Here is a 20,086-nt window from a genome sequence, read left to right as displayed (position 1 = left end):
CGCCGGGCCGGGGTTACCGGATCGTGGCGAGCCAGTTCTGGACCACGGGGATGTCGACCCGCTGGTAGCCGCCGAGGTAGCGGCAGTTGTCCGTGTAGCCGTAGCTGGTGACCGCGACCAGGTATCCGTTGAGGAAGGTCGGGCCGCCCGAGTCACCGAAGCAGGTGCCGCCACCGCCGTGGACGTCGTTCGGGTTGCCGTTCAGCTGCACGATCTGCGGGGTGAGCTTCTGCCCGGGGGAGGTCGTGTAGCGGCGCAGCAGCGGGTAGCTCATGGGCTGCGGCTTCTGCGGGCCCGAGTCCGGCTTGCGGACCTCGGTGCCGTACCCGACCAGGTCGAAGATGGTCTTGTTGAGCTTCGGCTGGGCGAACTGGTCGAGGTAGTTGCTCGGTGCCACGGTGGCGGGAACGATGCCGGTCACCGGCTTGTCCAGCACGACCACGCCGACGTCGTTCCAGTTCTTCAGGTCGGTGAAGTCCGAGTACTGCGGGTGGGTGGACGCCGTGCCGGACCGGTAACCCGCCGCGGCGAGTTCCGCGGCCGTGTAGCCGGCGCCGGGGTTCGCCGCCACTGGGAACGGGCTCGGCGGCGCCTCGGCGATGAACGAGTCGAAGGTGACCAGGGTCTTGCCGAGGGTCCCCTGGGTGCAGTGCGCGGCGGTGAGGACGATGGTCGGCGAGATCAGCGTGGCCGAGCAACGGTACCGGCCGGTCTCGTCGTAGAACATGATCAGGCCCACGTTGGGGTGACGGTTGCCGTCGGGTTCGCCGCCGGTGATGGCGGCTGCGGGGGCGGTTGTGGCCACCAGCGCGAACGCCGTCGCGACGATCGCGGCCAGGGTACGACGCAGTGCTCTCATGCCGGATCATCCTGCCCTTTCCACACGGTCTCGGGAAGGTCTGGGCCACCGGACGGGTGCGGTGACGGGCCGGACGGTGGGTACGGCCGCACGAACAGCCCACCCGCCGACGACGATTGCTGACGGAAACTCCACATTGCGCTGTGTTGCCGCCCGGTGCCTGTGCAACGATCTCGGGCGTCACGCCGCACCTCGTACCCTTGGAGGGCACGATGTTCCGCTCCCCGGCTCGGGTGTTCGCCGCGCTGAACGCGGTGCGGCCACCCGATCAGGCGTCCCCGGTCCTGGGCAAGGCGGTCGTGCTCGGCGGCAGCGTCGCCGGGCTGCTCGCCGCCCGGGTGTTGGCCGACCACGCGGAGAGCGTCGTCGTCATCGACCGGGACGACCTGGACGTGCGCGGCGGGCGGCCCGGCGTGCCGCAGGGGACGCAACTGCACGCGCTGCTGCCCGGCGGTTTCCTTCAGTTCGAACGCCTGTGCCCGGGATTTCGCGAACAGGCGCTGGCGCAGGGGGCGGTGGAGGCGCCGCCCGCGGCCCGGCGGAACTATCTCGACGGCCGCCTGAAGGTTGTCGTACCCGACGACGCCGACAGCCTGACGGCCAGCCGACCTCTTCTGGAGGACCTGATCCGCCAGCACGTGCTCCGCCTGCCCAACGTCAAGGCGGTCACCGCCCGCGCCACGGGCCTCGTGTTCGACGGCGCCGTGACCAGCGGGGTCCGCTACGACGTGGGCGGGGTGCCGGGCGTCGAGTCCGGTGATCTCGTGGTGGACGCGATGGGGCGTTCGAGCCGGCTATCCGAGTGGCTGGAGCAGGCCGGCTGGGAGCGCCCGGTCACCCGGCGGATGACGGTGAACCTGAACTACGCGACGGCGCTGTTCCGACGCCGTGAGACGAACCCGGAGCTGGCGCTCGTCCTGGCGCTGCACAGTCCGGCGATGTCGTCGGACGTGGCCGGTGCCGCGTTCTTCGCCGTCGAGGACGGCCGCTGGATGGCCATGATGGCCGGCTACGGGGAACACCGCCCGGGGCGTACCCCGGCGGACTTCGTCCGGCGGTTGCGGGAGCAGTTCCCACCCGAGTTCGGCGAGGTCGCCGGGAACGAGCTGCTCGGTGACGTCCGGACCTACCGCCACGCCGACAGCCGACGGCGGGAGTTCCACGCGCTGAGGCGGCTGCCGGCCGGGCTCGTCAGCGTCGGTGACGCGGTCGCGTCGTTCAACCCGGTGTACGGGCAGGGGATGACGGCGGCGGCCCTGCACGCGGCCTGCCTGTCGACGTACCTGCGGTCCGGCCCGGATCTGGGCCTGCCGGCGCGCCGGTTCTTCGCCCTGCAGAAGGTCGTGGTCGACGCCGCCTGGTCGATGTCCACCTCCGCCGACCTGGCGCTGCCGCACGTCGACGGGCCCTACCCGCGCGGGTACCGCCTCTCCAACTGGGTCAGCCGGCAGATCATCGCGGCGACCACCACGGACGTGACGATCGCGCGGCGGTTCAACGAGGTCGTCTCGATGCGTACGCACCCGCGGTCGCTGGCCACCCCCGGGGTGGTTCTCGGCGCCCTGCGGGCCAACCGCCGCGCCCGCTGAACCGGTCACCCCGGGGCGGGTGACCGGCCCGCCGGGGCCGGCCGGGATGCCGCCGCCCCCGGGCTACGCCATGGACCTGAGCAGCCCGACGTTCGGCTCGAGCGCGCCGTCCTGGCCCAGCGACCGGAAGTCCGCCTCGACCTCGGCCCGGTCGAGCGTTCCGGCCCGCACCGCGTGGTAGCGCACGACCGACCAGAGGAACACGTCGAGGTTGTCGAAGCGGGTGTTGCCCTCGACGACCTCCTCCTCGTGGAACCAGAGGCCGACCTGTCCGTCGGCGAGCACCACGTAGAGGTTGCCGCCGCCGTCGGCGCCGATCGAGTAGACGTCGTCGTCGGTGAGTTCCGTCCGGTAGTCGGCGTCGAGAAGCCCGCAGTCGTTCGCGGCGAAGTCGAAGCCGTAGGACCAGTCGTACACGTCCAGGAACTGCGGCATACGCCCCGACCGTACCCGGCGGTCGAAGGCCGCCAGCGCGGCCGCGTCCGCCGGCGGCAGCCGGTCGAGCAGCGGCGCCACCGGCCGGGTCCGCGCCGGGACGGTGACCGGAGGCCGGCCGGGGAACCACCGCGTCAGGTCGGCGTCGAGGTCGCGTTCGACGTACCCGGTCAGGTCATCGGCATTGAGCGTCACCGGCGGATCCTAACCGCAGGGTCCGACCGTGTCGCGTGGCTCGGCGAGCGCCCGGCCGGAGCGGAGCGTGCCGCCGAGATCAGGCTGCGGAAACACCTGCGGGTATCGACCAAGCCCGATTGACAAAGTTGGGAAACCAAACTTACTCTCGCGGGACGCGGGTGGCGCAGTGCGCCGCTCGCCTTCCGCTGACCGCGGGTGCCCGCACGCCCGCGACACCACGAAGGAGCAGCATGGCCGGCTTGCAAGGCACAGCGCGGCGGATCCGATGGCGGTTCGGCATGGTCGCGGCGGCCACCGCGACGCTGGTGGCCGGCGCCGGCCTGGTGGCCGCGACCAGCGCCCAGGCGGCGGCCGGCTGCCGGGTGACGTACGCGACCAGCAGCCAGTGGCCCGGCGGCTTCAGCGCCGACGTCAGCATCACCAATCTCGGTGACCCGATCAACGGCTGGAGCCTGGTCTGGACCTTCCCGTCCGGCCAGCAGGTCACTCAGGCGTGGAACGCGAACGTCGCCTCCTCGGGCGCCCGGGTCACGGCGACCAACGTCGACTACAACGGCGCGATCGCCACCAACGCCACCGTCTCCTTCGGGTTCAACGGCTCCTGGTCGGGGGCCAACACCCCGCCCACCTCCTTCGCCCTCAACGGCGTCACCTGCACCGGCGCTGTCGGCGGCACCACCCCGCCCCCGACCACCGCGCCCCCGACCACGCCGCCCCCGACCACGCCGCCCCCGACCACGCCGCCCCCGACCACGCCGCCGCCGGCCGGCGACGCCATGGCCGCGGTGGCCGCGATGCAGCCCGGCTGGAACCTGGGCAACTCGTTCGACGCGGTCGGCGCGGACGAGACCGCGTGGGGCAACCCGCGGGTGACCGCGGCGCTGCTGGACAACATCCGGGCGCAGGGGTTCAACAGCATCCGAATCCCGGTCACCTGGAGCAACCACCACGGCGGCGCGCCGAATCACACCATCGACGCGGCTTGGCTCAACCGGGTACGCGAGGTGGTCAACTGGGCGCTCGCCGACGGCTTCTACGTGGTGATCAACATCCATCACGACTCGTGGCAGTGGATCAACACGATGCCCACCGACCGCACCGGAGTGCTCAACCGGTACAACGCGCTGTGGACGCAGATCTCCGCCGCCTTCCGGGACGCCTCGTCGCGGCTGGTCTTCGAGAGCGTGAACGAGCCGCAGTTCACCGGCAGCTCCGGCGACGCCCAGAACGCGACGCTGCTGAACGACCTCAACACGTCGTTCCACCGGATCGTGCGCCAGTCCGGTGGCGGCAACGCCACCCGGCTCCTCGTGCTCCCGACCCTGCACACGTCGGCCGACCAGGCCCGGGTGAACGAGCTGGTGAGCACCTTCAACACGCTCAACGACCGGAACCTCGTCGCGACCGTCCACTTCTACGGCTACTGGCCGTTCAGTGTGAACGTCGCCGGCGGCACCCGCTTCGACGCCACCGTGCAGCAGGACCTGATCGACCAGTTCGACCGGGTCTACAACGCCTTCGTCGCGCGCAACATCCCGGTCATCATCGGCGAGTACGGCCTGCTCGGCTTCGACCGGCACACCGGCACCATCGAGCAGGGCGAGAAGCTGAAGTTCTTCGAGTACCTCGGCTACTACGCGCGCAACCGGAAGATCACCACGCAGCTCTGGGACAACGGGCAGCACTTCGGCCGTACGTCGTTCCAGTGGAGCGACCCGGAGCTGTTCGCCCAGATCAAGTCGAGCTGGACCACGCGTTCCGGCACCGCGTCGAGCGACCAGGTGTACGTGCCGCGAACCGGCTCGATCACCAGCAAGAGCCTGACGCTCAACCTGAACGGGACGACCTTCCAGGGGCTGCGCCAGGGCAGCACCGACCTGGTCAACGGCACCGACTACACGGTCTCCGGCAGCACCCTGACGCTCACCGCGGCGGCGGTCACCCGCCTGGTCGGCTCCCGGGCGTACGGGGTCAACGCGAACATCCAGGCCCGCTTCTCCTCCGGCGTGCCCTGGCGGATCAGCATCATCTCGTACGACCCGCCGGTGCTCTCCGGCGCGACCGGCACGACCGGCTCGTTCAACGTGCCGACCCAGTTCCGCGGTGACCAACTCGCCACCATGGAGGCCAAATACGCGGACGGCAGCAACGCCGGCCCGCAGAACTGGACCTCGTTCAAGGAGTTCGACGTGGCGTTCGCGCCGAACTACAGCGGCAACACGATCACGTTGAAGCCGGAGTTCTTCGCCGAGGTCAACGACGGCCGGCGGGTCACCCTGACGTTCCACTTCTGGAGCGGAACGACGGTCACCTACTACGTGACCAAGTCGGGTGGCAACGTCACCGGCAGCACCTCCTGACCGGGCGCGGCGCGGCGGGCCGCGTGCCCGCCGCGCGGCGGCCCGTCGGGGGACCTCCCGGCACCGGGCCGGCCGTCGTCCTGATGTGCGGCGTGCCGGGCTCAGCGTAGGTACAGGCGACCGCGGGTGGCCGCGCACACGACGGCGGCGAGCAGCGCCGAGGCGGCGGCCGCCGTCCAGAGCGGGGTGTGGTCGGGGCCGACGACGCCGCTGTAGCTGTAGGTGGCGTTGAAGGCGGCGTGAAACAGCGCGGCCACGAGGACGCTGCCCGCGGCGGCGTTGACGAGAGCGCCGATGAGGATCGTGGTGCTGGTGGTCAGCAGCAGGAAACCGACGAACGGCAGGCCGCTGTCGCTCTCGCCGGGCACGTGCAGCAGCGGGTAGTGCCACACCGACCACGTCACCCCGAGAAGCAGGTTCGCCGGCACGGGACGCATCCTGGCCTGGAGCCGGGGCAGCAGCAGCCCGCGCCAGCCGGCCTCCTCGGTGAGCAGGTACAGACCGATGCCGTAGCCGAGGTAGGCCAGCGCCGCCGGCAGGCTCATCAGCACACCCGGCCGGGGTTGGTGGCCGGCGGCCGCCGCGAGCGCCACCGCGGCCGCCGCGATGCCGGCGGGCACGGCCAACGCGAGCAGGTAGGTGGCCGGCGGCACCCGCCAGGCGACGAGGCGGCGACCGAGGTCACGCAGCGCCGGGCGGCCACCGATCAGGGCGGTGACCGCGGCGATGGACGGGGCGAGGACCCACAGCGCGATGCCCTGTGGCAGCCGCCAGTCGATGAGGCCGTGCGCCTGGGCGATGGCCGATCCCCAGACCAGCCAGGGCAGCGTGGTCATCGCGACGCCGACGGCGACCAGTTGCCCGGTACGGGCGGTACGGGCCACCACCGACAGGTTGGTCGCCGACCTGTCGGCGCGAGGGGTGAGCGTGGTCGTCATGGTGGTCGCCTTCCGGTCGTGGGAGCCCGAGCGGGTCGGTGACCACTGTCGTCGACGGCGCCGCCGCGATCATCGGGTCGCGGATGGATTGCCGGTCGTCGGGTCTCCACCCAGGGGTGGAGACCGCGACGGGTCAGTCCACCCGCGCCCGGCCGGTGCGGAACGCGTAGGCGACCAGTGCCGCCCGGTCGCGGCAGCCGGTCTTGGCGAGCAGGTGATTGACGTGCGTCTTCACGGTGGCCTCGGAGACGTACAGCCGCTGCGCGATCTCGCCGTTGGACCGACCCTGGGCGATCTCGGTGAGCACCTCGGTCTCGCGGGCGGTCAGCCCGTCGTCGGGCACGGACGGCGTCCCCGTCACGCCGGCGGGTGTCTTGGCGAGCGCGTCCAGCAGCCGCCGCTGCACCGAGGGGTCGAGCTGCGCCTCGCCCGACGCGACCGCCACGATCGCCGCGCGGATGTCGTCCGCGCCGGCGTCCTTGGTGAGGTACCCCCGGGCGCCCGCCTGCAGGGCGGCGAACACCCAGTCGTCGTCGGCGTACGTGGTCAGCACGACGACCCGGGCGCGGCTGCCGGTGGCGGCCAACCGCCGGGTCGCCTCGACCCCGTCGACGTTGGGCATGCTGAGGTCCATGAGCACGACGTCGGGGTCCGCCGCGGCGGCCTGGCGTACGGCGTCGGCGCCGTCCACGGCGGTGCCGACGACCTCGATGCCGTCGAGCAGGCCCAGCATCATCGCCAGCCCGTCGCGGACCACCTTCTGGTCGTCGGCGATGAGGACCCTGATGGGAGCGGGTGCCGGGTTCACCGTTGGTTCTCCTGCGGTGCGCGGGTGGGCATGACGAGGTGGACGCGCCAGCCGTCGACGGTGGGGCCGGCGTCGAGGTGCCCCCCGGCCAGCTCGGCGCGTTCGGCGAGGCCGGTCAGTCCGAAGCCGCCCGGCGGCAGGTCGGTGGCCGGGGCGCCGCCGGTGTCGACGATCTCCACGGTCACGTCGTCGGGCGCCCAGGTGAGCGTAACGGTGACCCCCGCGTCGGGGCCGGCGTGCTTGGCGGTGTTGGTCAGCGCCTCCTGCACCGTGCGGTAGACGGCGAGCCCGGACTCCGGTGGGAGCGCCCGCGGCTCGCCGGACACGACGAGGTGCGCCGCCGTACCCGTCGCCAGCCGAGCCTGCGTCACCAGGTCGGGCAGGTGGTCGATGCCGGGCAGCGCGTCGCCGCGCAGCGTCGCGACGGCGCCCTTGGCGCTGACCATGCCGTCGCGGGCCAGTCGCTGCGCGGTGCGGATCTGGGTGACGAGCAGCGCCCCGGCACCGGTCTTCTCGGCCAGCAGGCGGGCGCCCTCCAACTGCACGGCCAGTCCGGACAGGGTGTGCGCGAGCACGTCGTGCAGCTCGCGGGCGAGCCGCCCGCGTTCGGCCAGTACCGCGGCCTGCTCGCGGGCGGCGCGGGCGGCGGCCTCCTCGGCCAGCAGCGCCTGGGCCTGGGCGTGGGCGTCGCGGTTCACCGCCGCGAACGCCGAGGCCACGAACAGGAAGCCCGCGCCGATGCCCAGGTTGAGTGCGGCGCCGGCGGCGTTCGTCGAGGTGCGTGACTCCGCCCAGGCGGCCGCGACGACGACCAGCGCGCCGGTGGGCAGGGCGACCGGGCGGGGGAGCCGCAGCCCGATCGCGGCCATCGCCATGTAGGCGAGGATGAATCCGGGCCCGGACGGGTGCAGCAGGTCGAGGACGGCCCCGCAGAGGCCCCCGGCCGCAAGGCAGCCGGTGAGCAGCCACACGTTGGTGACGGTGCGGGCCAAACCGGCGAGCCACAGCGCGAGGGCCACCGCCGTCAGCACCGGGACGGCGACGCGGGCCGCCGCGTCGGCGGGGAGACCGGCCAGGGCGGTGTTGAGCGCGACGACCGCGGCGGCGACCCAACCGAGCAGGACGAGCGCCCGGCGGTGGTCGCCGACCCGGCGAGCGGACACCGAGCGCCGGCCGCGCCGGAGGGACCGCAGGTTCACGTCTTGTCTCCTCGGGGTGGTGGCGGCGCTGTCCGGTCCGCGTTCGGACTGGTCAGGACAGTACGGGGACAGCCCGGGCCGGTGCGCCAAGGGCCCGCGCCGCGGTGACCAGGACCCGGGTGACGACCATGGCGAGGGCCATCAGGACGAACGCCGCGGTCCACGCGTCGGCGCCGGTGATGAGATGGGCCCGGGAGAACAGCGCGATGTCGCGGGAGAACCAGTGGTCGGCGCCGTACGCGAACAGCATCCGCCCGCCGATCACCACCACCCACAGCGCGGCGTACGAGGCACCGGCGACGGTGACCGTCCGCCCGCCGACGTGCCGTACCCGCATCAGCAGCCCGGCCGCCACCCCGAGCGCCGCGCCGACGACCGCGCCGACGACCTCCAGCCGCACGTCGTTGCCGAGCGTCGGAACGTCACGCAGGAACACCGCCGCGGCGATCGCGACCACGCCCAACGGCAGGATCACCCGCAGCCGGGTCAGCGTCCTGGTGCCCAGGTTGCTGTAGAGCACGTAGCCGAGCAGGCCGAGGTTGAGCAGGTACTGGCTGGTGGTCATCGAGGAACTCCGTCGGGGCGTCGGGATGTCAACGGCACCCAGCGTCCCAGCGGGCGGCGTCGCCGCCATCGGCGTACGGATGGATCCGCCCCGGCCCCGCTCTCCACCCCAGGATGGAGAGCGGGGCTCCGCCCGCCGGCCGCCCCGGTGACGCGACGGGAAGGGGCCCCGGCGGACAACACGCCCGCCAGGGCCCCCAACATACGATGATCAGCGCAGTTCGTACGCCCGGATGACGGTCTGGTCGAAGGTGTTGCCCTTCGCGTCCGACCCCGACGCCTTGAGCGAGACGAAGCCGCCGGCCGCCGGGTGCGGCACCTGTACCTGCCACGACCCGGCGTGCTTCAGCACCGGCACGTTCTTCCAGGTCTTCCCGTCGTCGTACGACACCTGCACGGTCAGCTTGACCACCGGTCCCGAGCCCTCGGTCTGGGTGATCGTCGCCGGGTAGACGCCCACGCCGCCGGCCCTGCCGACGTTGTGGTCGTCGAGCGGCGGCGCGAAGCTGACCGCGGTCAGCGGCAGCGCCTTGGACTTGCCGGTGTGCGCCGAGCGGAACGTCCAGCTCACCGACACCCTGGTGCTCAGGCGAGCGTTACGCTCCACGCTTCCGTCGAAGCGGAACGCCGCCGCACGCGGGCCCACGTCCTCGGCGTACGCCTCCGGGCCTTCGGTGGACTCGGCGATCAGCTTGCCGTCGCGGTAGAGCGCCCCGTGCCCCGAGGTGATCTGCCCGAAGCCGGCCCGGCCCTGGCCGTCGGCGAGCAGCCCCGGCGAGACGTACATGCTGTCGCCCTCGCGTGCGCCCGGCAGTTCACCGGGGAAGAACGACGTCATGCTCGGCCCGAACACCGCCTTGTTCCACTGCTCCTGGTACGTCTTCCCAGGCTTGTAACTGGACAGCGCGCCGTGTGCGGACAGCGTCTCCGGCCACTCGTCGCCCTCGGCGGGCAGTTCCTCCCTGAACTCGGTCTGCCACGGTGCGTCACCCGCGTAGAACTCGGTGCGGGTGAACGGGAGCGGGGTGGGCCAGCTGACCGCCCAGCCGGAGGCGGCACCGTCCGGTGCGAGGAAGGCGAGTTTCGCGCCGTTGCTGCCGGTCACCGTCGCCGCGTGTGACGCCGTCACCGTGCCGAAGTCCTTCGGCCGCAGGTGCTTGACCAGCCCGCCGAGCAGATCGTTCCTGCTGTGCCAGCCGACGTTGTACACGTACGGGGTGGCGCGCGGATCGCCCTCCTCGTCGACCTCGGTCAGGGCGCCGGTCAGCTGGGCACTCAGGCCCTTCGCCGGCTTGGGCCCGACCAGCTTGGTGAAGATCGAGCCGAAGTCCATGCTCAGGACGCCGACGCCGACGCCGAAGTTCTCGCCCTCGGTGTAGTTTGCCTCGTAGGCCGCCAGCAGCGGCACCGCGCTCGGGTCGGGCACCGTGACGTCGAAGCCCTTCGCGCCACGGGCGTCCATCGACACCGTCTTCGGCCCGCTCACGGACAGCTTCGGATACACCAGCTGCGAGGTGCTGTAGCTCCCTCCGTCCTGCTCGTCGATCCAGCTGAAGGCGAAGTACTCGCCCGGCGGCAGGCGCAGGTCGCTGCTCGCGCCGAAGGCCAGGTACTCCCGGGTCAGGTCCTTGCGCATGATCACCGTGAACGCGTTCTCGGCCGGGTCGCCGTCGCGCTCGGTCGCGGTGATTTTCACCGCGTGCTTGAGCTCGTCGCGGATCACGCCGAAGGGCGTCTGCACGGAGACGCCCGCCGCGGTCGCGGTGAGCTGACCGCCGAGGCCACCGGTCACGTCGCCGCCCTCGCGGGTGTCGGCGGTGAGCGTCACCGACGCCTGCCCGCCGGCCGGCACGGTGAGCGTGTCGGCGCTGAGCGAGAAGATCCCGGCCGGCGCGTCGGTGGTCAGCGCGAGCCGCAGGGTCACCGCCGTGCTGCCGCCGTTGTGGTAGGTGACGACGTCACTGCGCACCTCGTCGTTGTCGTGCGGCCAGTCCTGCAACCCGAACGTCACCGACGTCGGCGTGGTCGTGACCTGCTGGGTGATCGCTCGGGCCACGTCCACCCGACCGGCGCCCTGCGCGAACACGCCGACGCCGCTCGACGGCTTGGCCGAGGCCATGAGCGCCGCCTTGAGCTGCGCCGAGGTCCACTGCGGGTGCGCCTGGCTCAGTAGCGCCGCCGCGCCCGCGACGTGCGGGGTCGCCATCGACGTGCCGTCCAGCGGCATGTAGAGCTGCCCCGGTTCGCCGAGGAATCCGTCCTTGCTGCGCGCCGCGACGATGTCGACGCCGGGCGCGGCGATCTCGGGCTTGACCGCCCAGCCGTCGGCGCTGGGGCCCCGGCTGGAGAAGTCGGCGAGTTCGTCGGACTTGGTGAACGCCGCGACGGCCAGCGCCGCCTCGGCGGTCGCCGGGGAGCCGACGGTCTCGTCCCCACCGTCGTTGCCGGCCGCGATGACGAAGAGCGTGCCGTGCTGCGCGGTCAGCGCGTTGACGGCCTGTTCGAGCGGGTCGACCTCGGGGGTGTTCGGTCCGCCGAGGCTCAGGTTGACGACGTTCGCCCCGGACTCGGCGGCCCACTGCATGCCCGCCACGATCCAGGACTCCATGCACCCGTACTGGACGCAGACCTTGCCGTCGAGCAGGGACGCGCCGGGCGCGGCGCCCCGGTACTTCCCGCCGGAGGCGGCGCCGCTGCCGGCGATGGTGGACGCGACGTGGGTGCCGTGGCCGACACGGTCGCGGTCGTCCTCCTCGCCCTCGGTGAAGTTCTGCCGGGCCGAGACCTTGCCCGCCAGGTCGGGGTGCGTGACGTCGATGCCCGTGTCGAGCACCGCGACGCGGACCCCGGCGCCGTCGAAGCCGGCCGACCAGGCCGCGGGCGCGCCGATCAGCGGGACGCTCTGGTCCAGCGCCGGCCGGCGTACGGCGTCGAGCCAGATCTTGCCCGCCTTCAGGCCGGTGCGTGTCGCCTGCCACCGGGCGGCGAGCGACTCGGTGGCCGGCTCGGCGGCGAAGCCCCGCACCGCGGGCAGTCGCCGCTGCGCGGTCAGGCCCGGCGCGGTGGCGGCACCGGAGACGATCAGCCCCAGCGACGACGGACGCGTGGCCTGCGTCGCGAGCAGTTCGGTGAGGTCGAACAGCCGCCGGTCGAGCCGGTCCGCCCGCAGCAGCGGCACCGCGTCGGACGGGATGACGTACTGGTGACCCTCGGTGCGATAGCTGTGGAACGTGACGCCCTTGCGCGGTGTGACGTCGAGGTGGCCGTTGCCGAGTACGGTCACCCGGTCACCGGTGATCAGCGTTACCGTCTGGGCCTCGGCGGTGGTGGGCGCCGGCTTCACCGCCTGCGGTGCGGCCGCCTGCCGGGCGCCCGCGGTGCCGGGCGCCACCGTCAGCAGCGCGACGGCGATTCCCCCGGCCAGTAACGCCTTTCTGCTTCTGCTGGATCGCATACGCCTCCCCGTTCACTCGTACAGTCCGCTTTGACTGTCTCTTGTAGAGACGCCTTGACCCGTCGATACGTTGCGCAACGGACTGCGATCTGAGGGCGATCGACGGGCCGGCGCATGCGGCGGGTGTCCGTGGCACCCCCGGGACCAGGGAAGACGCAGCGGTGGTAGGCGATGGCAACCGTCGAGTCACTTTCCGGACAGCCCGGAAATCCCGTGCGGGTGGGACGTCGGAACGGATAGCTTGCGCCGATGCGCACAATCTCGACGGCCGGGCCGCGTCTGGAGTTCCGTACCGATCCGGGCGAGTTTCTTGCCGCGGCCGGTGACCACCTGGCCGCCGCCCCGGTGGTCAGCACGGTCGTGGCCAGCGTCGCGCACCGACTGTCGGCGCAGCGGGCCGATGGGATCGCGCAGCCCGACCGCAACTGGTGGTTGGTGGTCAGGGACCCGTCCGGGGCGGTGGTCGGCGTCGGGATGCGGGCGGCGCCGTTCGCCCCCTACCCGCCATTCCTGCTGCCGATGCCGAACGAGGCGGCGGTGGCCCTGGCCCACGCGTTGCACGGGCGAGGGGAGGAGGTGCTCGCGGTCAACGGAGCGCTCCCGGCCGTCGAACTGTGTGCCACCGAGCTGACCCGGATCCGTGGCGGCCGCGTCGAGGTCGGCCAGCACACGCGGCTGCACGAGCTCGGCGAGCTGGTGTGCCCGGCGCCCGTGCCCGGCCGCCTGGAACTCGCGACCGAGGACGACGTGGACCTGGTCACGGAGTGGTTCGGCGCGTTCATGGGCGACGCCGACGAACAGGCGGGCCGCCCGCGCGGCACCAGCGCGCACGAGGTACCCGACCGCGCCGAGCTGCTGCGCCAGTTGGGCGCCGGAAGCCTGTGGTTCTGGGTCGACGAGACCGGGCAGCCGGTGCATCTGACCGGCGTGAAGCCGCCGTCGTTCGGGGTGGCGCGCGTGGGTCCGGTCTACACGCCGCCGGCCCAGCGGGGACGCGGCTGGGCCAGCAACGCGGTCGCCGAGGTGTCCCGCCTGATCCAGGCCGCGGGCGCGCGGGTGTGCCTGTTCACCGATCAGGCGAACCCGACCTCGAACAAGATCTACGCCGCCCTCGGCTACCGGCCGGTGGTCGACATGGCCAACCTTGTCATCGTCCGCTGATCATTCAGCATTTGCCGAACCGGCAAAGAAACTTGCCGTCCGTGTTCTAGCGACGCACCATCGCCGGGGCGGGCGGCAGCCGTCCGCCGGCGAGGAGGGGAAGCATGACCGAGCACGGGGCGTACCCGGTGGAACCGGCGGTGGACGCGGCCACCGCCCGATTCTGGGACGAGCTGTACCAGGAGCGCGACCAGGTGTGGAGCGGGCGGGCGAACGCGGTCCTGGCCCAGGTGGTGGCTCCGCTGCCGCCCGGCGCCGCGCTCGACCTGGGCTGCGGTGAAGGAGGCGACGCGATCTGGCTGGCCGGGCGGGGCTGGCAGGTCACCGCCGTCGACGTCTCGGCCACCGCCCTGGGCCGGCTCAGCGCCGCGGCGGCCCGGGCCGACCTGGCGTCCCGGATCACCGTCGCCCGGCACGACCTGACCCGGACCTTCCCGGCGGGCCGGTACGACCTGGTCTCGGCGCAGTTCCTCCAGTCCCCGCTGGAACTGCCCCGCGAGGCGGTGCTGCGCGCGGCGGCGCGGGCGGTCGCGCCCGGCGGCCGGCTCCTGGTCGTCGAGCACGGAGAGCCGCCGTCGTGGGCCCGCGAGAGCCACCCGCACGCCCGATTCGCCAGCCCGGAGGAGATCCTGGCCGCGCTCGACCTCGACCCCGACGGCTGGCACACCGAACGGCTCGGGGCCGTGCGCCGGACGGGCACCGGCCCGGACGGCGAGACCGGCACCCTCGTCGACCACGTCGTTCTGGTCCGCCGCCGCGAGCAGCGCTGAATCCGGCCGCCGGGGAAGGCACGATCGAGCCGGACCGGCCGGCTGTCTTGCTGCAGTACGCCTGGGAGCCGCGAGGCGATCAACAAACGCTCGCCTTCCGGTCAGGTAGGGCCGGCATGCTCCCTGCGTGCTGCTCCCGCCCACCGTGCCGGCGTACCGGATCGTCGGCGCCTGCGGTGCGGCCCTGCTCGCCGTCGCCGGAACGGCTGTCGGCGCGTTGCCGGTCGACGACACCGGTACGCCCTGGCCGGCCGGCCCGCACCGCTACGCGGGGCCGGCCCTGCTCGCCGGCTTCGTCGGCCTGACGCTGCTGGTGGCGGCCTGGTGGTGGGCCGGCCGCGACCTGAGCGACCCGTCGGCGTCCCGACGCGGCGCCGTCGTCACGCTCACCTGCTGGGCGGCTCCGCTGCTGCTCACCCCGCCGCTGTTCAGCCGGGACGCCTACAGCTACCTCGCCCAGGGCGCGATGGTGCTGGCCGACCTCGACGTCTACCGGTTCGGCGTCGCCCGGCTCGGCGGGCGGCTGGCCGCCGAGGTGCCGGAGATGTGGCAGCAGACGCCGGCACCGTACGGGCCGGTCTTCCTCGGCGTGTCCGCGGCGGTGTCCGCCGTCGCCGGCACCGGCGTCGGGCTCGGCCTGCTCGGGCTTCGGCTGGTGGCGCTGCTCGGAGTCGCGCTGCTGGTGCTGTTCGTCCCGCGCCTGGCCCGGCACTGCGGCGTCGACCCCGCCGCCGCGCTCTGGCTGGGCGTGCTCAACCCGCTCGTGCCGCTGCACCTGATCGCCGGGGCGCACAACGAGGCACTGATGCTCGGCCTGCTCGTCGCCGGGCTGTGCCTGGCCTTCGAGCGGTCGTACCTGCCGGCCGCCGTGCTAGTGACGCTCGCCGCGCTGGTGAAGGCGCCGGCCGCGGTCGGCCTGGTGGTGGTGGCGCTGCTCGCCGCGCGCCACCACGGCCGCTGGCCCGCCGTCTGGCGTACCACGGCCGCCGCGACCGCCACCACGATCGTCGTCACCTGGGCCGCCGGCACCGGGTACGGCTGGCTGACCGCGCTGGGCACGCCGCTGTACAGGCACAGTTGGTCGATCTCCAGCGCCCTGGGTCGGGCGACCGTGCACATCATGCAGACCAACGGGCTGGACCCCGGGGACGGCCCGATGCGGTTCTGGCTCTGGGCCGGCCTGCTCGGCGCGGTCGCCACCGCCGCGTACGCATGGTGGCGGCGCCGCGCGCTCGGCCTCGCGTACGCCCTGGGTCTGGTGCTCGCCGCGGCGGCCCTGCTGGGTCCGGCCACCCGACCCTGGTACGGGCTGTGGGGGCTGGTGCCCATCGCCGCCGGCGCGCCCGGGCGCACCGTACGCCTGCTGGCCGCGATCGGGGCGGCGGTCCTGGCCTTCGTCACCCTGCCGAGTGGGTTCGGCCCGCAGCCGCGGCAGTTCGCGCTCGCGGCCCTCGGTGTCCTGTTCGGACTGATCACCGCCGGCTACCTGCGCCTGCTGCTGATTCCCCGCCGCCCCCTGGAAGTGGACCGACGATGACCGAACTTACCCAGAACCAGCGTCGCGCTCTGGTCGTCACCGCGCTCGCGGTGCTGATCGGCGTGGGCATCGCGGTGGTTCCCGGGCATCGCGGATGGTTCGACGTGGGCGTCTACCACGGCGCGGTGAACCACTGGGTACGCGGCGGCGGGCTCTACGACTGGACCACCACCAACGGATACGGGTTCACCTATCCGCCGTTCGCCGCGGTCTGCATGCTGCCGATGACCCTCCTGGCCTGGTACCCGACGATCGTGATCAGCCTCGCGCTGACCGTGGCGGCGTCCGCGTTCGTGCTGCGCCTGCTGGTGGATCCGCTGGCCCGGCGGGCCGGCTGGAGCCGCTGGTTCACCTTCGCGCTGGCCGCCTGCCTGTTCGCCGCCCTCAACCCGGTGCGGGACACGGTCAGCTTCGGGCAGGTCAACCTGCTGCTGCTCGCCCTGGTCTACGTCGACCTGTGGCTGCTGGAGCGCGGGCACCGGCTGGCCGGCGTCGGCATCGGACTGGCTGCGGCGATCAAGCTCACCCCGGCCGTCTTCATCGGCTATCTGCTGGTCACCAGGCGTTGGCGGGCGGCCGTGGTGGCCGCCGGTACGACCGCCGTGGCGACCGCGGGCACCGCGCTGCTGGTCCCAGGCGCCTCCCGGCAGTACTTCCTCGCGGCCCTGCTCGACACCGACCGGGTCGGCAAGCTGGCGTACGTCTCCAACCAGTCACTGATGGGGCTGGTCGCCCGGTTGCACCCGGCCCACCCGAACCGCCTGCTCTGGCTCGTCCTGGTCGCCGCGGTGCTGGTGGTGTGGGTGGTCCGGGCCCGGCAGGCCGGCCGACTCGGCGACGACCGGGCCGGGTTCGCGCTGACCGGCGTCGTGGGCTGCCTGATCAGCCCGGTCACCTGGGTACACCACCTGGTCTGGGTGGTTCCGGCGCTGGTGGTGCTCGCCGACTCGACCCTGCCGTGGCCACCGGCCGCCCGCCGCCTCCGCCGCCGGCTCGGCATCGGCGTGGCCGGGTACCTCGTGCTGGTCGGTGGCGTGGTCTGGCTGTGGGCCAACGGCGGTGGCGGGCCGGTCGCCCTGGTCGGCGGGAACGCCTACGTGCTGATCGCCGTCGGCCTGCTCGTCCGCCTGCCGGTCGCAGCGGCCGGCGGCCACCCCGGCGCGCCGGACGGCGCGGGTCACGCCGGTTCCGGCTCCGCCGGATGCCCGGACGAACGTACCGGCGGGACACCCAGCAGCCGCATCGGCGGCGCCTCGGCCAGCGGGGGCGGATCGGCGCTGGGCACCGTACGCGGCAGCAGCGCGGCGAGCCCGGCGCGGGTGGCCACCACGATCAGCCGGTCGGTGCGGACCAGCGGCCGGCGCTCCGGCAGGGACCAGATCGTCTGATCGGCCCGCCCGGTCCGCATCGCGATGACCCGTACCGAGCCGGGCCGGGACAGGTCGCCGCAGTAGCGGCCCTCGATGTCGGATCCGGCGCCCACCGGGAGGTCGGCCACCAGCAGCACCCGGCGGCCGACCGAGATGGTGTCGATGACCTGGCGGCCCATCATCGCGGCGGCGAACGCGGGGGCGGCGAGGTAGGACACGCTGCGCGACTGGTGGATGCCGAAGGTGCGCTGCACCCGCTCGGCGAAGCCGTCGTCGAACAGCCGGAGGACCACCCGCAGGGGCTCGACCGCCGCGCCCGGCGCGGTGGGGTGCGCCCGGTGCGCCGAGCGCCCGGTCAGTGCGGTCTCCAGGTTCGTGACGTCGTCGGAGGTCAGCACCACCAACGCCCGGCAGGTTCGCACCGAGGCGGCCCGCAGCGTCTCGGGCCGGGTCGCGTCCCCGACGATCACGGGCAGGCCCAGCCCGCGGGCGACCGCCACGCCCCGGGCCGACTCCGCCCGGTCGACCGCGACCACCTCGATGCCGAGCGAGTGCAACTCCTCGATCACCCGGGTGCCGATGTTGCCCAGGCCCACCACGACCACGTGGTTCTCGACCGGGTCGGTGAGCCCGCCGGCGGCCACCGCCAACCGGGCGTGCACCAGCGAATCGACCAGCAGGGCGGTGATCGTGGGTAGCAGGGCTGCACCGGCGATCGCCAGCACGACCACGGTGGCCTTCTCGACCAGCGGAGCGGCCGGGTCGGCGTCGGCTCCGCCCATCGCGGTGAGCAGCGTCAGATAGCCGGCCTCGGCCGGGTTCAGGCCGCGGGCGTACGCGAGCAGTGCGCTGCCGACGACGAACAGCGCGACCATCGCGGCCAGCGCCAGCCGCAGGTTGCGGCCGAAGACCAGCCCGGCGGTCCGCAGCAGGCGCCGGCGTCGGCGTGGCGGTTCCCGGCGGCGTCGACCGTACATCCGGACCAGGACCAGGTCGGCGGCGGGCTCGTCCGCAGGAAGGGTGACCGCCTCCGAGCCGGTCGTGTCGGCCAGGCCGCAGACGATGTCGGCGGTCGGGTCGAGGGTGGCGCGGCCGGCGGTGCGCACCAGTTCGTCGTCGCGCAGCCGCAGGTAGGTCGGGGCGTCCTCGCCGAGCGCGGCGGCGACGAACGCCGGCGCGGCGATCTCCGAGCCGGACAGGACGGCGCAGTCCCCGAGCATGGTGGCCACGCCCTCGCCGAGCACCGGGTTGAAGAGCCGAACGACCAGCCGTACGTCCGGGGCCAGTTCCCGCACGATCATCGCGCTGTCCACGTTGGTCACGTCGTCGTCGCCGACCAGCGCCACGGCGGCGGCATCGCGGACCCTGGCCCGCGCCAGCACCTCAGCGGTCAGGCGGGGGGCCACGACGAGGCGGGGACGGGGGCGCGTCGCTCCGGTCTGCGGGCCGAACTCGGCGATGTCCGGCGCGTGGCTGTCGGTCAACGACGGCAGGACCACCGTCACGGCGGCGCCGTAGCGGTCCGTCAGCTCGGTGACCAGTCGGCGGGCCAGGGCGCCGTTTCCGCAGACCACGAACCGTTGCCCCGCCGGCTCCGGGCCGGACCCCTGCCTGGTGTCATCGGGCACACCCGCATGGTAGCCAGCGGTCGCCCGCGCTCGTCGCCGTCCGATCCCCCGCTCGTGGCAGCGGGCCGCCGTGTCCCGGAACCGGATTTCGCGGAACGGCCCCGACCTCTTCAGGAACAAGACCATCGATGGACATGATCTTTCGAGAGGGTCGCTTCTCAGCCCGACACCCTCGGAGGACCACATGCGAGCAAATCGACTCTCCAACCGATCCGCGGCCTGGCGGCGACGGCTGGCCGCGACAGCGGCGGTCGTCCTGGCCGGCGTCGGCCTGGCCGCGGTGAACGCGCAGCCGGCCGCGGCCGCCCCGCCGGGAATCCCGTCCAAGGCGACCGCGCAGGCGCAGCTCAACGCCCTCACGGTCAAGGCCGAAGGCTCGATGACCGGCTACTCCCGCGACCTGTTTCCGCACTGGATCACCATCAGCGGCACCTGCAACACCCGGGAGACCGTCCTCAAGCGCGACGGTACGTCCGTCGTCACCGACAGCAGCTGCGCCGCCGTGTCGGGCCGCTGGTACAGCCCGTACGACGGCGTGACCTGGACCGCCGCCTCGAACCTGGACATCGACCACGTCGTGCCCCTCGCCGAGGCGTGGCGGTCCGGCGCCAACACCTGGTCCACCAGCCAGCGGCAGAGCTTCGCCAACGACCTCACCCGCCCGCAGTTGACCGCCGTCACCGCCGGCGTCAACCGGTCCAAGGGCGACCAGGACCCGTCGACCTGGCAGCCGCCGCTGTCGTCGTACCGCTGCACCTACAGCAAGATGTGGATCACCGTGAAGTACGGCTGGGGGCTGAGCCTGCAGTCCGCCGAGAAGTCCGCCCTGCAGACCATGCTGAACACCTGCAGCTCCTGACGTCCGGGCGGATCGGCCAAGCCGGTCGCACCGACGCCGACACCCTGACCCTCGCGGCCAGGGTGTCGGCGCGTCGGAGCGGTCACGAGGTCCGCGCCTGCCACTGGTAGCTCCAGGGCGGCCCGGACCCGGTGACGGGTTGGCACACGTAGAGGCCGTTGCCCTCGACGTCGATCTCGCCGGGGGCAGCTCCGCGGGCGGGTTCCCGTGCTCGTCGAGTTCGACGGTGGCGGTGCGTCCGTCGGCCGGCCCGCCCACGATCGGGACGTCAGCAACATCTGGCATGGCTGAAGCGGATCACGACTGGCCGACTGGGCGCACCGGAACCGCCGATGTTTCGACATCATCGGGGCGATC

Annotated in this window: 14 protein-coding genes and 1 pseudogene; 7 read left to right on the top strand and 8 right to left on the bottom strand. The window is 73.0% G+C overall.

Translation table 11 applies throughout. The annotated features are described in order from the left end of the window. Positions 1-13 precede the first annotated feature (13 nt). The gene (locus GA0070621_RS13140; protein ID WP_091195170.1) at positions 14-859 is read right to left on the bottom strand and encodes a trypsin-like serine protease; all 846 of its coding nucleotides are present in this window, start codon (positions 857-859) and stop codon (positions 14-16) included. A gap of 212 nt (positions 860-1,071) precedes the next feature. On the opposite strand from GA0070621_RS13140, the gene GA0070621_RS13135 reads away from it, so the two are divergent. Beyond that, positions 1,072-2,448 (top strand): FAD-dependent oxidoreductase, encoded by a 1,377-nt coding sequence (locus tag GA0070621_RS13135; RefSeq protein WP_157739962.1) that lies wholly within the window; start codon positions 1,072-1,074, stop codon positions 2,446-2,448. 63 nt (positions 2,449-2,511) lie between these two features. On the opposite strand, the gene GA0070621_RS13130 is transcribed toward GA0070621_RS13135, so the two are convergent. Next, a complete protein-coding gene (locus GA0070621_RS13130; RefSeq protein ID WP_091195167.1) occupies positions 2,512-3,078 on the bottom strand; it encodes a hypothetical protein in 567 nt (188 codons plus the stop codon). 233 nt (positions 3,079-3,311) lie between these two features. On the opposite strand from GA0070621_RS13130, the gene GA0070621_RS13125 reads away from it, so the two are divergent. Further along, positions 3,312-5,441, top strand: coding sequence for a cellulase family glycosylhydrolase (locus tag GA0070621_RS13125; protein WP_091195164.1), 2,130 nt, complete (start codon positions 3,312-3,314; stop codon positions 5,439-5,441). A gap of 101 nt (positions 5,442-5,542) precedes the next feature. On the opposite strand, the gene GA0070621_RS13120 is transcribed toward GA0070621_RS13125, so the two are convergent. The 5 genes from GA0070621_RS13120 to GA0070621_RS13100 all read right to left on the bottom strand — a co-directional run bounded on the left by GA0070621_RS13120 (position 5,543) and on the right by GA0070621_RS13100 (position 12,404). Continuing rightward, positions 5,543-6,379 (bottom strand): CPBP family intramembrane glutamic endopeptidase, encoded by an 837-nt coding sequence (locus tag GA0070621_RS13120; RefSeq protein ID WP_091195161.1) that lies wholly within the window; start codon positions 6,377-6,379, stop codon positions 5,543-5,545. A gap of 133 nt (positions 6,380-6,512) precedes the next feature. Further along, positions 6,513-7,187, bottom strand: coding sequence for a response regulator (locus GA0070621_RS13115; protein ID WP_269455582.1), 675 nt, complete (start codon positions 7,185-7,187; stop codon positions 6,513-6,515). Further along, a complete protein-coding gene (locus GA0070621_RS13110; protein ID WP_091195158.1) occupies positions 7,184-8,386 on the bottom strand; it encodes a sensor histidine kinase in 1,203 nt (400 codons plus the stop codon). The genes GA0070621_RS13115 and GA0070621_RS13110 overlap by 4 nt, the downstream gene beginning before the upstream one ends. Positions 8,387-8,438: 52 nt before the next feature. Next, positions 8,439-8,951 carry a hypothetical protein gene (locus tag GA0070621_RS13105; protein ID WP_091195155.1) on the bottom strand — a complete coding sequence of 171 codons (513 nt, stop codon included), beginning with the start codon at positions 8,949-8,951 and terminating at the stop codon, positions 8,439-8,441. Positions 8,952-9,161: 210 nt separating this feature from the next. After that, positions 9,162-12,404, bottom strand: a complete 3,243-nt coding sequence (locus GA0070621_RS13100; RefSeq protein ID WP_091195152.1) for a S8 family peptidase — start codon at positions 12,402-12,404, stop codon at positions 9,162-9,164. Positions 12,405-12,653: 249 nt separating this feature from the next. Between GA0070621_RS13100 and GA0070621_RS13095 the strand changes: the two genes are divergently transcribed. The 4 genes from GA0070621_RS13095 (at position 12,654) to GA0070621_RS30440 (ending at position 17,260) form a co-directional block, all read left to right on the top strand. Further along, the gene (locus GA0070621_RS13095; RefSeq protein ID WP_091195150.1) at positions 12,654-13,565 is read left to right on the top strand and encodes a GNAT family N-acetyltransferase; all 912 of its coding nucleotides are present in this window, start codon (positions 12,654-12,656) and stop codon (positions 13,563-13,565) included. Between the two features lie 104 nt (positions 13,566-13,669). Further along, positions 13,670-14,335 carry a methyltransferase domain-containing protein gene (locus GA0070621_RS13090; protein ID WP_091195147.1) on the top strand — a complete coding sequence of 222 codons (666 nt, stop codon included), beginning with the start codon at positions 13,670-13,672 and terminating at the stop codon, positions 14,333-14,335. Between the two features lie 127 nt (positions 14,336-14,462). Further along, the gene (gene mptB / locus GA0070621_RS13085) at positions 14,463-15,872 is read left to right on the top strand and encodes a polyprenol phosphomannose-dependent alpha 1,6 mannosyltransferase MptB (RefSeq protein WP_091195143.1); all 1,410 of its coding nucleotides are present in this window, start codon (positions 14,463-14,465) and stop codon (positions 15,870-15,872) included. Then, positions 15,869-17,260, top strand: coding sequence for a glycosyltransferase 87 family protein (locus GA0070621_RS30440; RefSeq protein WP_231921013.1), 1,392 nt, complete (start codon positions 15,869-15,871; stop codon positions 17,258-17,260). Before mptB ends, GA0070621_RS30440 begins: the two co-directional genes overlap by 4 nt. 329 nt (positions 17,261-17,589) lie before the next feature. Here GA0070621_RS30440 and GA0070621_RS13075 read toward each other — a convergent pair. Then, positions 17,590-18,996 (bottom strand): annotated as a pseudogene (locus GA0070621_RS13075) (potassium channel family protein); the annotation flags it as partial. A gap of 58 nt (positions 18,997-19,054) precedes the next feature. On the opposite strand from GA0070621_RS13075, the gene GA0070621_RS13070 reads away from it, so the two are divergent. Continuing rightward, a complete protein-coding gene (locus GA0070621_RS13070; RefSeq protein ID WP_091195136.1) occupies positions 19,055-19,729 on the top strand; it encodes an HNH endonuclease family protein in 675 nt (224 codons plus the stop codon). Positions 19,730-20,086: the final 357 nt, after the last annotated feature.

This window comes from Micromonospora narathiwatensis (genome assembly GCF_900089605.1).
GTDB lineage: Bacteria > Actinomycetota > Actinomycetes > Mycobacteriales > Micromonosporaceae > Micromonospora > Micromonospora narathiwatensis.
The sequence above is the reverse complement of the archived record's forward strand: the minus strand, read 5'-3'. Positions and strand labels throughout refer to the sequence as shown.